The organism is Rhizobium sp. 268, assembly GCF_036571585.1.
Taxonomy (GTDB): domain Bacteria; phylum Pseudomonadota; class Alphaproteobacteria; order Rhizobiales; family Rhizobiaceae; genus Rhizobium; species Rhizobium redzepovicii.
This window is the reverse complement of the sequence record NZ_JAPPSO010000005.1, coordinates 432,625-446,797: the sequence shown is the minus strand read 5'-3', so window position 1 is coordinate 446,797 and position 14,173 is coordinate 432,625. Positions and strand designations below refer to the sequence as shown.

Genomic DNA, 14,173 nt, shown 5'->3' with positions numbered 1-14,173 from the left:
CGAGGGCTGATCTCCTTGCCCTGTAGTAGCCTTTAAGCCCTTGTTGCATTTACATTAGAAGTCACACGCAAAGTTGGAATGTCCTGTTTCCGCAAAGTTTCGTGCTCGCGTTCCGCACTTGGCCGGCGTTAGATTGCCTGTGGCTCGAAATCGATGGAGGTGAATGCCTTGCGAAAGGCCGCGAGCACGCATTCCGGATCGCCCTTGGCGAAGGTTTCCAAGCAGTCAGGTCAGGAATAGCCCATGTCGCTCAGACGCGTTGCACACGTCAGTGGATAGGCTTGTCCTGCCATAGCATTCCCGCACGGGCTGCGAGTTGAAAGCTCATTTCAGATGTCCTGAAGTTTGAAGTCGGCCGGTGCGATCGGCATGACGCCCTTGAGCAGGGCCACGGATTTTTCCAACCCTTCGAGCGAGTTCAGGAGCACATCTTCATGCTCGATGGAGAGCCAGCCATCATAACCGCCCATCTTCAGCCTATAGCAGAACTGCCGCCACCATTCCTCCCCATGGCCGAAGCCGAGCGTGATATAGGACCAGGAGCGCGATGGAATGTCGGTCAGGCTACCGTTTTCGAGCAGGCTGGTAACGGCCTGCTTCGGTGCGTTCAGGAAGGTATCCTTGGCATGGACATGATAGATGGCCTCGCCGAGTGCTTCTGCCGCGAGCAGCGGATCGGCTCCCATCCAGAAGAGATGCGAGGGATCGAGGTTCGCGCCAACGATGGGGCCCACCTCGTTTCGTAGCTTGAGCAGCGAGGGCACGTTGTAGACGCATTGGTTGCCGTGGAGTTCGAGCGCGATCTTCTCGACCCCGCATTCCTTCGCCAAGGCAACGATTTCGGTCCAGAACGGGAAGAGCTTTTCCTCCCATTGGTATTTCAGGATCGCTTGCGTTTCCGGGGGCCAGGAGGAGACCACCCAGTTCGGCATGGTATCGGTCGGATTGCCTGCAGGCAGGCCCGACATGGTGCAGACCGTCCTGATGCCCATTTCGCCAGCGGCGCGGATGGTGTTCTTCAGCCCCTCGCCTTGCGCCGGATCGGTCGGATGCAGCGGATTGCCGTTCGCATTGAGACTGATCACTTCCAGTCCACGATCAGCGAAGGCCTGTAAGAATTCCTGCTGTGCCGCCCTGTTGCCGAGGGTGTTCTTGAGGATGAAATGCGGGGCTGTCGACCAACCGCAGGTGTTTACCTCGACGCCCGACACGCCCATGCGGGCCGCATTGTCCAGCACTTCAGTGAATGACAGCCCACCGAGGCTGTCGGATACGAAACCCAGCTTCATGCATAGAACTCCGGCTTTTGGATCATGGATACGGGCTGCTTGCAGCCCTCGCTGAGGGCAATCACCCCTGCTTCGGCGACAATCGCGGCTGCATAGCCATCCCAAGCGGAGGAGGCGATGTCCGGGAAATTGCCGGTCTCTACAAAGCGCAGGAAGGCACGGTTCTGGCGGCGATAGGCATCGAAATAGCGGCCGCGCCAGTCGGCGTCATAGCCGACATGCTGGCCGCGCGCCCGGTCAAGGCGGGTATAGGCCACTTGGTTCATGGCGATGCTTGCCTTCTCACCGACAAGTTCAGCGCGAACGTCATAGCCATAGGCGGCGTTGTTGTTGACCTCGATGTTGACCAGCTGGCCGTCGGTGGTTTCGAGCACCATCATGACCGGCGCGACCAGCGCATCCGTGCGCTTCGGCTGAAAGGCCGAGATCGAGGCGTATGCCGTGCCGAGCACATGGCGCACGATATCGAATTCATGCGGGGCGGAATTGGTGATCGCCATCGCACCGGTGAAATCGGAGGCAGGGGTTTCGACATTGCGGTGGAAGTTGTGCATTATCAGCGCCCGGCCGAGCGTGCCATCCGCAAGCGCAGCCTTCATCTCCACGTAGGACTGGTCGAAGCGGCGCATAAAACCGAGCTGGACGAACTTCTGGCCTGCAGCCTGTTCGGCCCGCATGACCTCGAGGCACTCCTTCGAAGACTGCGAAAGCGGCTTTTCGCAGAGCACCTTCTTGCCAGCCCGGATGCAGGCCAGCGACAGGGGCGCATGGGTAAAATCCGGGCTGGCGACGATGACCGCATCGACGTCGGCCCGCGCAATCACAGCCTCCGGGTCACTCGCGGCATCCACAGCTCCATGGGCTTCGGCCATCTTGCGGGCTCGGCCCGCATCCATGTCGCAAACCACCTGAAGCGTAGCCCCCGGCATTTCCTCGGTTACGATCTTTGCGTGGTCGGCTCCCATGAGCCCCGCACCAATGACTGCTATTCGCAACATTGGACAAACTCCTTCCTCTCAGTCAGCGCTGTTGCCAACTGCTGCATGTCATTAGATTTCAAATGCATGTCGTGGCCTATGGCATCCATCTCCTCAATGGGCAGGCAGTGGGGGATGCCCATCATGAGTTTCCATATAGCCTTCAATGGAGGCTTCGAGATTGGCCATGGACTCCCCACCCGCCATGAGGTCTGCAATCTGCTCTCTGGTCTTCTCACCCTTGCGGAAGTCGGCGGCAATTGCGCCACGGATCAGAACGGCAAAATGATCGCCGACGGCCATGGCATGCATCACTTGGTGGGTAATGAAGATCACGGCGAGTCCCCGGCGCTTGGCTTCGTTGACGATGCGAAGCACATGCGCGGCCTGCTTGACGCCCAATGCCGCCGTCGGCTCATCGAGGATCAGCACGCGGGCGCCGAAATAGACGGCGCGGGCAATAGCCAGGGACTGGCGCTCACCGCCGGAAAGACCACCTACCAGTCGGTCCCCGTCGGTAATGCGTGTTATTCCCATTTTCCGCACTTCTTCGACCGCCACCCGATTGGCTTTCTGGCGGTCGAAAATCTTGAACGGCCCCCATCCCTTCGTCGGTTCCGATCCCATGAAGAAGTTGCGGCCGATGGACATCAGCGGGTAGGTGCCACCGAATTGGTGAACGGTCGCGATACCACGCTCTTGTGCGTCGCGGGGGCTGGAAAAGACGGTAGGTTGACCGTCCATCAGGATCTCGCCTCGGGTGGGCTGATAGACCCCGGAAAGGGTCTTGATGAGTGTGCTCTTGCCCGCCCCATTGTCACCCAATAGGCAAAGTACCTCGCCCTTGCCAACTTTCAGGCTGATGTCATTGAGGACGTCGATATGTCCGAAGGACCTGTCGACATTTCGCAGTTCGAGAACGGTTTTCTTGTCGGACATGCTCGCCCCCTTACTTTTTCTTGGACGCCGACCAGCTTGTAGCCAGATGACGGAAGGTGTCGTTGAGTAGAACGGCGATCAGGAGCATGACACCGATAATGAGGAAGGACAGGTTACGGTCGATATCGGTAAAGCCGATGGCCTGAGTGACGATGGAAAGCGTGAGCACGCCGAAAACGATGCCCATCACGGTTCCAAATCCTCCCGTGAGCAGAACCCCGCCCACGACGACCGAGATGATCGTATTGAAAATAAGTCCGAAGTTCGCCTGAGACGTGGCGGAACTGAAGGTCATCACTTGGAGCACACCCGCGAATGCTGCGGAGGTAGAACACAGCATGAATAGCGCGATCTTCATCCAGGCAACGGGGATACCAGCGTTCCTGGCGCTTTCCTGGTCACCGCCGAGTGCGAAAACCCAGCTGCCCTTCGGCGAATAGTGGAGAAAGAAGGCAAAGGCCGCGATCAGTCCGGCCCACCAGAATGCGGAGGAATTGAATCCGTAGACCTTTCCGCCGAAGAGCGATTTTGCCCAATCCGGCGCATGGTAGAATGAGTTCGTGTTGTTGATGAAGAAAATCGACAGATAAAGGGTTAGACCCGCGACGGCGAAAAGTGTCGCCAATGTCACAATGAACGAAGGTACCCGCGTTCGCGTGACGATATAGCCATTGATAAAGCCAATAAGGGCTCCGATGGCCAAGGCAGCTGCAATGCCCACAATGACCGGCATTTTGTAGTGTTCGCAAATGATGGCCACCGTCATGGTTGCTGCAGGCAGGACTGCACCAGTCGAAATGTCCAGTTCGCCTGCAATCATAAGGAACCCCACGGGAATCGCTATCATCCCAACGAGCGACGCGAAGTTAACCCAGGTCGTCACGCCAGGGATGGAGAGAAAATTGCGGCTGTATCCGAACACCGAAAAAAGAATGAAGACGGCCACAAAACCCATGAAAGCACCCGCCGCCGGGCTGCGGAAGAAGGCCTTGAACGAAGAAGTACGCGATCCCGCAGTGCTTTGGTTCTGGACATGGAGCTTGTTGGAGATGGTTTCGGTCATTTGCGTCTCGATCCTCATATAAACAGCGCGAACTCGGTGAAGAGTCAGAGTTGAAAGGGCCCGGCAACTGGTACCGGGTCCCCATCCTTGGAGCCGATCAGCGTGCGCCGAGCTTCACGCCTTCGATCGCCGAGACCACGTTAGACTTGTCGACGATCGCCGGGCCGGTCAGGACCGGCTTCGTTGCGATAGCCGTGCCGAACTTCAGGTTCGCGAACAGCATCGAGGTTGCTAGGAAACCCTGGAGATAGGGTTGCTGGTCGATTGCGAAGGTCTGAGTGCCTTTCGAGATACGGTCGAGGACCGATGCCGACATGTCGAAGGTGCCGAGCTGAATCTTGCCCGTCTTGTCCTGCTGTTCGATGGAACTGGCAGCAGCATCGGAGGCCCATGCCGCAAGCGTGATCACAGCGTCGATGGACGGATCGGCAATCAATTCCGACTTGATGGCCTCAGAAGTACCGTTCATGTCCTGGTCCAGGTTCGCGGGGACGCGAAGGATGAAGGTCTCCGCACCGGCCTTCTTGGCGCCGTCCTGAACGCCCTTGCATCGGGTTTCAAGGTTTACCGCACCCGGGTTCTGGATGTGGCAGAGGATTTTCTTGGCACCATGAGAAGCAAGATACTTGCCGCCCTCTACGCCTGCCAGATATTCGTCCGAACCGAAGTAGTTCAGAGCACCATAGTTATCCATTTCGCTCTGGCCAGCGTTGAAGGAAATAATGACGACGCCCTTGTCACGCGCGGCCTTAAGCGCCGGAGTTTCGGATTCCGGCAGCCAATTCGGAATAGCAATACCCTTGGCACCCTGTGCAACGGCCTGTTCGATCAGCGATGCGAGGTCCGGACCGAAGTTGTCGTAATTCTGGGTCTGCATGAAGTTGACGGTTCCGCCATTGGCCTTGACCATCAGCGACGCATCGTCAACGCCCTTCTTGACCATGTTCCAGAAGCCGTCCTGAGCAGAGCCCACGATGACGGCAATATCGGTGTCTCCGGCATGCGCGCTGGAAGCCAGCATGAATGCCATAGCGGCGGTAGCGATTTTCTTGGTGAACGACATGTCGAATTCCTCCTCAGGTTAAAGCCGCATTTCTGCAGCTCGACATTTGTTTTTTGGCCGTTCGGCCGATCCCGGCAGGCGCGCACAGATCCGCGATCCCAACGCAGTTGCGTTAAGCCTCCTCATTCAAATTGTGCGATGGGCCTCCCCCAAAGTGCTGACGCTCGAAAACGGCCAAGCCCAATCAGCGCTTATTGAATGCATTGTTGACATCTTTCATGTCAACGCGGATTAATATCCACTCACGAATTCGTCTCATATCATACCGAAATGACGACATCTTGAGACTTTTTGAGATTCGCCCCAAGAGAGAATGGAATTTCTTGATATGAAAAGGCCAACGATTGCAGACCTTGCAAAGGCTGCTGGAGTGTCTGTTTCAACAGTCAACCGCGTTCTCTACGAACCCGAGTCTGTTCGCGAGCATACCCGAACACGGGTACTGGCCGCCGCTGAAGAGATCGGATTTTACGGGCTAGGGACCATCAAGCATGCCATCAAGGCTCCGCAGATGGCACACCGGCTCGGTGTGCTCCTGCAGCGCAAGGAACGCACTTTCTATCGGCTGCTGGGCGAAGCGATCACTCAAGCCGCACAGACATATCCCGGTGGCGGTATCGAGCTGACACTGGAGTTTCTCGAAGATTTGACACCGGAGAAGGTGGCAACGCACATCCTCTCCTTGGGGAGCAGATGCGAGGCAATCGCTATTGTGGCTCCGCAGCATCCGATTGTAGCCGATGCCATTGACAGCGTGCTTGAACAGGGAGTCCCGGTTGTCTCCCTGATCGGTCCACTGACGGCAAAAGGAAACATCAGTTTCGTTGGTCTTGATAACTGGAAGGTAGGCCGGACTGCCGCATGGGCCTTTGACAGGATGGTCCGTGTTCCAGGTAAGATTGGCATTCTCGTGGGAAGCCATCGCCTGCGCAATCAGGAAATGAACGAAAGTGGATTTCGGTCCTACTTTCGTGAACATAATTCCGGCTTCACGTTGCTTGAGCCACTGCCAACTTATGAATCTGCCGTTGTAGCCAGGGAACATGTCGAAAAGCTTCTGACTGAACACCCTGACATGTGCGGGCTATACATCTCGGGCGGAGGTGTCACGGGAGCAATCGCGGCACTTCGAGCGACGCCAAAACGTGATGACTTTGTCGTCGTTGGCTACGAACTCTTCGAAGACACTCGTGCCGCGCTGATCGATGGGACATTCTCATTGCTGATCTCCCATCCGATTGAACGCTTCGGTTCCGAAACGATCGCCACATTGATGAAGGTCAAGACCGCTGGCCCTGATGCCGGCGTATTCAGGGTGACTTTTGGCTTTGACATGTACGGTCCAGAATGCATCTGATCCTTCAAAACGGCGCGGCGACGAGTGGATGGAGCAGGTCACCGACGAGGATTAATCATCCTGCTCAAAACCCTTCCGCCAACGTGATCGCCGTTCTCCGCTTATGAACTGCCTCTTTCGACAGAGGGCACTTCTTATTTCCGTTATTTTGAAGATGACTGGGGAATGCCTCCGCGCTCGGCACCGCCATCAGTGATGCGGTGTCGGAACGTCTCCCGTAAGAGTTTTGCTGCCAAGGATGGCGAGCGGGTGACGATCGTCGAATTCGAGTCCGAGAAAATGCGCCGATCACGCCATCAAATAAGTAAGTTTCGGAATGGCACGTATCAATTCAATTTGCTTGTGACCCGAGGTGCAATGCGGCTAACTCCCTGCATTTCATTCCGCCGCCTGGATCAAGCTGTTCCCTTTCCAGAGCTATACGGCTGATGCGCGTTTTTTAGAGATTGCATGCCCGTGTTCCATTCCGTGCGCCACATTCGTGCCCATCCTCAACTTTTGCTCCTCGCCTTCATGATCTTCGTCCAGGGCTCCGCCTATGGCTCGACCCTGCCCTATCTCTCGATCACGGCGATCCGCGAACTGGGTATGAGCGATCAGGCCTATTCGGTCCTGGTCTTCGTGACATCGGCATCGGCGGTCACGATCAGCGTTTCGCTCGGCATTCTCTCCGACCTGATCGGCGACCGGCGCAGGATCATGATCGCCATGGCGCTGATGGGAGTGGCCGGCTATGGCGCGATCTTTTTCTTTCCTTCAGTTCCGGTGTTCATAGTCGCCACGGCATTCGTCATCCCGTTCTTCCAGTCGGTCAGTTCGCTGATCTTCGTGGGTGTGCGGGCTGAAACGGCCACCCTTCCGGGTCGGGAGGCTGCCGCGATCAACGCCACAGTCCGGGCTTTCATGTCGGCCTCCTGGCTCATCATCCCGGCAGCGATGGGACTGGCATTCGCCGGCTCGGCGAGGATGATGGGCGCCTGGGGCGTCGCCGGGCTGTGCGCGAGGCCCTCACTCATGCACCTCTGTGTTGCGCAAAGCCCGGCAGATATGTTCTGGACGGAGCGTCGATCGATATCCGGTTGAACGGGATGCTCGATGGAACAAGGATCACCGCGACCGAAGCCGGGCAATTGTCATTTTCCATCGTGGTGGAAGATCAAAGTGTTTCCGTGCAGCTGCCGCAAGACGACGGATCGATCCGTTACGCCGCGGCCGTTGCCGATGCGGCGGATCTGAGAGTCATCCACGACAAGGGCATCTTGGAGATTTTTGCTGACGGAGGAGCCGTCTGCGGCACGCGACGCAACTATCTCAACATCAGACCGGACAAGCTTGTTATTCTATCAAAAGCACATATCAGCATTTTCAGCGGGGAGTAATCGCATCGCGCTGTAGTCGCTCTAAGAGGTAGCTTCTGTACATCGATGGCGTAGCGGCAAAATTAGGCAAAGTTGGAATATCACACTCCCCGCATTTGATGATGCGGGAGATTGCTGACGGGACTGGTGCTTGATCTGAGACGTCGGTTCCTATCGCACCTCGAATTCCGGATCGGGTGGAACCTGCATGGCGAGAGCGAGATGATTTGTCTGCGCGGCAAGCCCGATGATCGTCAGGAGTTCGCCATGTTGGGCATCGGTCATCCCGCGCGCACGAGCGGCGGCGGTGTGGGATTGAACGCAATACTGGCAGGCATTGGCCGTCGACACCGCGATGTAGATCATCTCGCGCGTCAACGGATCGATGGCGCCTTCCACCGTCATCACTGATTTGAGCGTTTCCCACACCCGTTTGAGATTTGCCGGATCGTTTGCAAGTGCACGCCAGAAATTGTTGATGAAATCGGTCTTGCGGGTGGCCCTGATGTCATCGAACACGGCTTGCACGGCCGGAATGGCCGCGACCTCTTGATCCGACAGAAGTTTGACTGTTGCCATCGAAAGTTCCTTTCCGGGCGCCGATCTACGGCCTCAAACATGATTTTGCTCGGCGATCCCACGCCGCCGGCGGAAGATACGAAGAAACGCCAACGGCCGCCAGCCTCCCTGCCGGCGAGGAAATCGAGGCGGCTGTTTCACGAAAACAGCTTAAATTAGAAATTATTGTCTACAGATTTTGTAGATTATGCGGTTCCATAGCCCCGTCGACTTCAGCGCTGAGATTTCGAACTCCCAATGGATGCATGCCTGGGTGCATGTGACCTGCCGACTTCTTGCAATATCAACAGGAGATTTCCATGAGCAATCCGGTTCTCGTCAATCAGATCATCCCCGAGTCCGACGTCGTCCCGCTGACCGGCCGTGTCGGAGCCGAAATCAAAGGTATCCGCCTCGGCGGAGAGCTTTCGGATGCAACGGTGGCAGCCATCAACCAGCTTCTCCTGAAGCACAAGGTCATCTTCTTCCGCGATCAGGGACATCTTGAGGATTCCGAACAGGAAGCCTTCGCGCGCCGCCTCGGCGACCTCGTGCCGCATCCAACCCAGGGACCGGTCGCCGGCACGGCCTCCATCCTCAATCTCGATTCCAGCCGCGGCGGCGGCCGGGCGGACCAGTGGCACACCGACGTCACCTTCGTCGACGCCTATCCCAAATTTTCCGTCCTGCGCGGCGTCGTCATTCCGGCGGCTGGCGGCGACACGATCTGGTCCAACACCCACGCCGCATATGAAAGCTTGCCGGCGCCGCTCAGATTGCTGGCGGATAATCTGTGGGCCATTCATAGCAATGCCTATGACTATGCCGCCGTGCGCCCTCGCGCCACCGCTGAAGAGAAGAAACATTTCGAGGAAGTTTTCACCTCGACCATCTACGAGACCGAGCATCCGGTCGTGCGCGTCCATCCGGAAACCGGTGAAAGATCGCTGCTTCTCGGCAACTTCGTTCAGCGACTTGTCGGCCTTTCGAAGAGCGACTCCGCGAAACTCTACGAAGTGTTCCAGTCCTACGTCACCGCCCCGGAAAATACCGTGCGCTGGCGCTGGAGAGCCGGAGATGTCGCGATCTGGGATAATCGTGCGACACAGCACTATGCCGTCAACGATTATGGCGACCAGCACCGCGTCGTGCGCCGGGCCACCGTCGATGGCGATGTTCCCGTCAGTATCGACGGCCGTCGCAGCATAACCCACGTCAAGGCTGCCAAGCCGCAAGCAAAAGCGGCGTGATCGCACACATCTGAGTGTCGCCCGGAAGCAAAATGCGCCACATGCCTTACGAGAAGGACAGCTTCTCGCTTGGCCGGGTCAGCGTTTCCGGGCGCAGCACCGCATCGAGGTGCTCCTTCTGCATCAGGCCGCGTTCGAGAAGGATTTCGTAGACCCCCCGTCCGGAATGATGCGCTTCGAGCGCAACCTCCGTGGCGTTGCGGTAGCCGATATAGGGGTTGAGCGCCGTCACGATGCCGATCGATTGCTCGACCGTCTGCCGCAACCGGTCGCGGTTGGCGGTGATGCCGCAAATGCAATTTGCTTCGAGCGTCAGGCAGGCATTGGTCAGGTGGCTCAGGCTGCGATAGAGGCTGTAGAAGATCACCGGCTCGAACGCGTTCAGTTGCAGTTGGCCGGCCTCGGCGGCCATGGTGATCGTCACGTCATTGCCGATCACTTCGAAAGCGACCTGGTTGACCACCTCCGGGATGACAGGGTTCACCTTGCCGGGCATGATCGAGGAGCCGGCCTGGCGTGCAGGCAGGTTGATCTCGTTGAAGCCGGCGCGCGGCCCCGAGGATAGAAGCCGCAGGTCGTTGCAGGTCTTGGACAGCTTGACCGCCACGCGCTTCAGAACACCCGAAAGCTGCACGAAGGATCCGCAATCCTGTGTCGCCTCCACCAGGTCAGGTGACGTAACCAGATCGACGCCGACGATTTCGGACAGGCGCTCGCGCACCAACGCCGCATAGCGAGGATGCGCGGTGATGCCGGTGCCGATCGCGGTGGCGCCGAGATTGATTTCACGGATCAGCGAGACCGCCTCGGAAAGCCGGGCCTCGTCTTCCGCCAGCATCAGCGCGTAAGTTCCGAATTCCTGACCGAGCGTCATCGGCACAGCGTCCTGCAATTGCGTGCGACCCATCTTGAGGACGTCGGCGAACTCGACCGCCTTGGCTTCGAAGGCCCGGCGCAGGATCGCCATGGCGTCGACCAGACGATGAACGCCGATCCATGCGGCAAGCTTCAGCGCCGTCGGATAGACGTCGTTGGTGGATTGCGAGAGATTGACGTGTTCGTTCGGATGCAGGTGCTGGTACTCGCCGCGGCGATGCCCGAGGATTTCCAGCGCCCGGTTGGCAATCACCTCGTTGGCGTTCATGTTGGTCGAGGTTCCCGCCCCGCCCTGGATCAGATCGACGACGAAATGGTCGTGCAGCGCCCCGTTGCGGATTTCGACGCAGGCCGCAATGATGGCGTCGGCCCGCTCCTGATCCAGAAGGCCGAGGCTAACATTGGCCTCAGCCGCCGCCTGCTTGATCGCCGCCAGCGATGCGATCAGATCCGCCGATTCCTTCAGCGTCTGACCGGTAATCGGAAAATTCTCGACCGCACGCAACGTATGCACGCCGTAGTAGGCCGCGGCAGGCACGTCGCGATCGCCGATCAGGTCGTGCTCAACACGGATAGCAGTCATATCGGATGTGGTCATGGCAGGAACTTTCGAGTGGGGCGCCGCCGGCACGCATTGCGGCGGCGGCTGAAGACGAGAATGGCTGGTGACGCGGCAGAATAGCCGCGTCCGCAGGCGTCATCGGGTCGGGGCGGCAAGACGAGGATCCTCCCCCTCCGCCTCCGATCCGCGCATCTTGAACGGAAAAGAGACGCCGCCTGTCGTGACACCCATCGTGTTCACACGCTGGGGATGATGGAACGGCGCGAGTTGGCTGCGGATATCAGCCGAACCGATGCCGAGCCGCTCGAGGAGCTCCGTCACGACGGCGTAAAGGATTTCAAGATTGCCGTCCTCGATCTTGACCGAAATGCCGAGCGCACCGTCCGTTCCCAATCGCCGGGTTGCATCCGAAGCCCGCACGCCGATCGCATAGCTGGCATCGGCCCCGAGCTTGCCGATGAGGGCGCCGTTGAATGCGCGCATCAGCAGCGTGCAGTAGCGTCCCTCGCCCGCGACCATGTCAGGATAGCGCACCATCGCATGGAAGATGCGGGCCAGCGCCGCACCCCGCGCCGACAGCCCCTCACCCGACCGGTCCCCGTCCGCCGAAGCAAGCTTGGCATAAATGCGGGCCAGGCGGTCCAGAGGAAAAGCGGGAGTCGGAAGATTGCATCCGTCGATCCCCCATTCGACATCCCGGACGTCTAGATCACAGAGTTCGGCGACGGTGCGCTTGACCATTCCCTGCATCGGATGATCCGGCAAGTGGTAGCCTTCCATGCCCGCGCCGATCGCCCGGGCGCCGGCAAGCATGCCCACATGCTTGCCCGAGCAATTGCTGCAGACGCCCGTCGGGACAAAGTCCTCCTTGATCCATGAGCGGTTGACCGTTTCCGACAGTGAAGGATGACCGCCGCAGCGAAGGTCGGCCTCCTCGGCCTTGATCTTCGACAGCATGGCTCGCGTGCGCGCGATATGCCGCTCTTCGCTGCTGTGGGACGCGCACATCAGCGCAATATCCGCATCATCGAAGCCGAAACGCTCGACACCCTCCGTCTCCAGGATAGCAAGCGCCTGGACCGGCTTGGCGGCGGAGCGGGCAAGCGTTATGCGCGCCGGATTTCCCAGCGCGTAAAGCAGCCTGCCCGTTGCATCGACGACAGCCGCGTGGACGCGATGGCTGTTCTCGACGATGCCGCCACGATCGGCGACGACGAAATCCTCACTCGAGGTCATGTCTCTCTCCATTCATGCCGCGCCCCGGCGGTAATATGCACCGCCGGGCAAGCTTGGATTGTCGATCGGTGTCAGGCGAGATCAAAACCGCCGCGGTCCTCGCCCTGTTCGGCGGCGAGCATGTAAATGCGCTCACGCATCAGCAGCCAGCCGACGACCAGCGCCGGAATGATCAGCGCCAGAGAAGCGACCGTGTAGGTTCCGACCGGATAGTCGAGCGCCATGAGGATCACGACGACCGCAAGGAAGCCCAGGGTCAGCAGGCCAGTATAGGGCGCGCCGAACATCCGGAATTCGGGCCGCGCCAACTTGCCTTGCCGCGACAGTTGCCACAGCTTGAGCTGGCACAGCACGATCACGCCCCATGCGGCGATGATGCCGAGGGCGGCGACATTCAGGCCGATCTCGAAGGCCTCTGCCGGAACGACGGCGTTCAGCACGACGCCGAAGGCGGTCACGACAGCTGTCACCGCAATGCCGACATAGGGCACGCCGGACCGGTTCATCTTCGCCAGCGCCGCCGGCGCCGAGCCGGAAATCGCCATGGAATGCAGGATGCGGCCTGTGGAATAGAGGCCGGCATTGAGCGACGACAGGACGGCCGTCAGCACGACCAGGTTCATGACGACGTCGGCGCCCTGGATGCCGATCTTGCCGAAGAAGGTCACGAACGGGCTCTCGCCGCCCTTATAGGCGGTATAAGGCAGCAACAGCGACAGCAGCAGGACCGAGCCGACATAGAAGACCACCAGGCGCAGCACGACCGTGCGGATCGCCCGCGGCATGACCTTGCGGGCATTTTCGGTTTCACCGGCGGCGGTGCCGATCAGCTCGATCGAGGCATAGGCGAACACCACGCCCTGGATCACCACCAGTGCCGGCAGGACGCTGTTCGGGAACATGCCGCCGAAATCGGTGATCGTGCTGAGACCCGGAACATGGCCGTCGATCGGCGTGCCGGTGACGACGAAGTAGACGCCGACGATCAGGAAGACGACCAGGGCGAGGACCTTGACGAGGCTGAACCAGAATTCCAGTTCACCGAAGACCTTCACCGACAGAAGGTTCATCGAGAGGACGAGGACCAGCGCCGCCAACGCAAACACCCACTGATCGATCATCGCGATCCAGGGGACATAGGCCTTGAAGAAATTCATGTAGAGGGCGACCGCAGTGACGTCGGCGACCGCCGTCATCGCCCAGGTCAGCCAATACATCCAGCCAACCGCGAAGGCGAGCTTTTCACCGTAAAATTCGCGGGCATAAGAGACGAACGAGCCCGAGGTCGGGCGATGGACGATCAGTTCGCCGAGAGCCCTCAGAACGAGAAAGGCGAAAAGGCCGCACAAGGCATAGACCAGCACAAGTGCCGGACCGGCAGCGGCAAGCCGGCCGCCGGCGCCGAGAAACAACCCCGTGCCAATGGCGCCACCGATGGCGATCATCTGGATCTGCCGCGGCTTCAGCGCCTTGTGGTAGCCGAGATCCTCCTCGGCAAAGACCTGGCGATCCGCCTCACTTCTATTTTGCATGACTGTCATATCTCCTCCCTCCATGGGTTCGGCAACCTCCCGGCCGCCCCTCCGTGCAGACCTACAAAGATGTTAATCTGCTATGCGGTCTGACAGGTTTGGCGATTTAAGGA

At 59.0% G+C, this 14,173-nt stretch carries 13 protein-coding genes; 4 read left to right on the top strand and 9 right to left on the bottom strand.

The genetic code is table 11. The features are described 5' to 3' along the window. Positions 1-329: 329 nt before the first annotated feature. The 5 genes from OS035_RS13025 to OS035_RS13005 all read right to left on the bottom strand — a co-directional run bounded on the left by OS035_RS13025 (position 330) and on the right by OS035_RS13005 (position 5,331). Positions 330-1,289 (bottom strand): sugar phosphate isomerase/epimerase family protein, encoded by a 960-nt coding sequence (locus OS035_RS13025; protein ID WP_131710827.1) that lies wholly within the window; start codon positions 1,287-1,289, stop codon positions 330-332. Beyond that, the gene (locus tag OS035_RS13020; RefSeq protein ID WP_183778152.1) at positions 1,286-2,287 is read right to left on the bottom strand and encodes a Gfo/Idh/MocA family oxidoreductase; all 1,002 of its coding nucleotides are present in this window, start codon (positions 2,285-2,287) and stop codon (positions 1,286-1,288) included. Before OS035_RS13020 ends, OS035_RS13025 begins: the two co-directional genes overlap by 4 nt. 93 nt (positions 2,288-2,380) lie before the next feature. Then, positions 2,381-3,205 (bottom strand): ATP-binding cassette domain-containing protein, encoded by an 825-nt coding sequence (locus tag OS035_RS13015; RefSeq protein WP_097629016.1) that lies wholly within the window; start codon positions 3,203-3,205, stop codon positions 2,381-2,383. Between the two features lie 10 nt (positions 3,206-3,215). Next, complete coding sequence (locus tag OS035_RS13010) at positions 3,216-4,268, bottom strand: ABC transporter permease (protein ID WP_097629015.1); 1,053 nt, start codon at positions 4,266-4,268, stop codon at positions 3,216-3,218. Between the two features lie 97 nt (positions 4,269-4,365). Then, the gene (locus OS035_RS13005; RefSeq protein ID WP_222148546.1) at positions 4,366-5,331 is read right to left on the bottom strand and encodes a substrate-binding domain-containing protein; all 966 of its coding nucleotides are present in this window, start codon (positions 5,329-5,331) and stop codon (positions 4,366-4,368) included. A 313-nt stretch (positions 5,332-5,644) separates the two neighbouring features. On the opposite strand from OS035_RS13005, the gene OS035_RS13000 reads away from it, so the two are divergent. From OS035_RS13000 to OS035_RS12990, 3 genes are all read left to right on the top strand, one after another. Continuing rightward, a complete protein-coding gene (locus tag OS035_RS13000; RefSeq protein ID WP_210202856.1) occupies positions 5,645-6,688 on the top strand; it encodes a LacI family DNA-binding transcriptional regulator in 1,044 nt (347 codons plus the stop codon). Positions 6,689-7,138: 450 nt separating this feature from the next. Beyond that, the gene (locus OS035_RS12995) at positions 7,139-7,771 is read left to right on the top strand and encodes a hypothetical protein (RefSeq protein WP_097629013.1); all 633 of its coding nucleotides are present in this window, start codon (positions 7,139-7,141) and stop codon (positions 7,769-7,771) included. 5 nt (positions 7,772-7,776) lie between these two features. Continuing rightward, positions 7,777-8,067 carry a GH32 C-terminal domain-containing protein gene (locus OS035_RS12990; protein ID WP_442967700.1) on the top strand — a complete coding sequence of 97 codons (291 nt, stop codon included), beginning with the start codon at positions 7,777-7,779 and terminating at the stop codon, positions 8,065-8,067. A 150-nt stretch (positions 8,068-8,217) separates the two neighbouring features. Here the strand turns inward: OS035_RS12990 and OS035_RS12985 are convergent, their stop codons facing one another. After that, positions 8,218-8,625 carry a carboxymuconolactone decarboxylase family protein gene (locus tag OS035_RS12985; RefSeq protein ID WP_183778150.1) on the bottom strand — a complete coding sequence of 136 codons (408 nt, stop codon included), beginning with the start codon at positions 8,623-8,625 and terminating at the stop codon, positions 8,218-8,220. Between the two features lie 299 nt (positions 8,626-8,924). Here OS035_RS12985 and OS035_RS12980 point away from each other — a divergent pair, with 299 nt between their 5' ends. Further along, entirely contained in the window at positions 8,925-9,854 is a 930-nt protein-coding gene (locus OS035_RS12980; RefSeq protein ID WP_131710839.1) for a TauD/TfdA dioxygenase family protein, read from the top strand. Between the two features lie 46 nt (positions 9,855-9,900). Here OS035_RS12980 and aspA read toward each other — a convergent pair whose 3' ends face one another. The 3 genes from aspA to OS035_RS12965 all read right to left on the bottom strand — a co-directional run bounded on the left by aspA (position 9,901) and on the right by OS035_RS12965 (position 14,069). Further along, positions 9,901-11,328 carry an aspartate ammonia-lyase gene (aspA, locus tag OS035_RS12975; RefSeq protein WP_131710840.1) on the bottom strand — a complete coding sequence of 476 codons (1,428 nt, stop codon included), beginning with the start codon at positions 11,326-11,328 and terminating at the stop codon, positions 9,901-9,903. Between the two features lie 99 nt (positions 11,329-11,427). Next, positions 11,428-12,528, bottom strand: a complete 1,101-nt coding sequence (locus tag OS035_RS12970; RefSeq protein ID WP_331813783.1) for an asparaginase — start codon at positions 12,526-12,528, stop codon at positions 11,428-11,430. A gap of 71 nt (positions 12,529-12,599) precedes the next feature. Continuing rightward, positions 12,600-14,069 carry an amino acid permease gene (locus OS035_RS12965; RefSeq protein ID WP_183854525.1) on the bottom strand — a complete coding sequence of 490 codons (1,470 nt, stop codon included), beginning with the start codon at positions 14,067-14,069 and terminating at the stop codon, positions 12,600-12,602. Between the last annotated feature and the right edge of the window lie 104 nt (positions 14,070-14,173).

Coding starts and splice junctions, on each gene's coding strand:
- OS035_RS13010 (WP_097629015.1), bottom strand. CDS start 4,268: ATGACCGAAACCATCTCCAACAAGCTCCATGTCCAGAACCAAAGCACT.
- OS035_RS12985 (WP_183778150.1), bottom strand. CDS start 8,625: ATGGCAACAGTCAAACTTCTGTCGGATCAAGAGGTCGCGGCCATTCCG.
- OS035_RS12990 (WP_442967700.1), top strand. CDS start 7,777: ATGCTCGATGGAACAAGGATCACCGCGACCGAAGCCGGGCAATTGTCA.
- OS035_RS12970 (WP_331813783.1), bottom strand. CDS start 12,528: ATGACCTCGAGTGAGGATTTCGTCGTCGCCGATCGTGGCGGCATCGTC.
- OS035_RS13000 (WP_210202856.1), top strand. CDS start 5,645: ATGGAATTTCTTGATATGAAAAGGCCAACGATTGCAGACCTTGCAAAG.
- OS035_RS13020 (WP_183778152.1), bottom strand. CDS start 2,287: ATGTTGCGAATAGCAGTCATTGGTGCGGGGCTCATGGGAGCCGACCAC.
- OS035_RS13015 (WP_097629016.1), bottom strand. CDS start 3,205: ATGTCCGACAAGAAAACCGTTCTCGAACTGCGAAATGTCGACAGGTCC.
- OS035_RS13025 (WP_131710827.1), bottom strand. CDS start 1,289: ATGAAGCTGGGTTTCGTATCCGACAGCCTCGGTGGGCTGTCATTCACT.
- OS035_RS12995 (WP_097629013.1), top strand. CDS start 7,139: ATGCCCGTGTTCCATTCCGTGCGCCACATTCGTGCCCATCCTCAACTT.
- OS035_RS13005 (WP_222148546.1), bottom strand. CDS start 5,331: ATGTCGTTCACCAAGAAAATCGCTACCGCCGCTATGGCATTCATGCTG.
- OS035_RS12980 (WP_131710839.1), top strand. CDS start 8,925: ATGAGCAATCCGGTTCTCGTCAATCAGATCATCCCCGAGTCCGACGTC.
- aspA (WP_131710840.1), bottom strand. CDS start 11,328: ATGACCACATCCGATATGACTGCTATCCGTGTTGAGCACGACCTGATC.
- OS035_RS12965 (WP_183854525.1), bottom strand. CDS start 14,069: ATGACAGTCATGCAAAATAGAAGTGAGGCGGATCGCCAGGTCTTTGCC.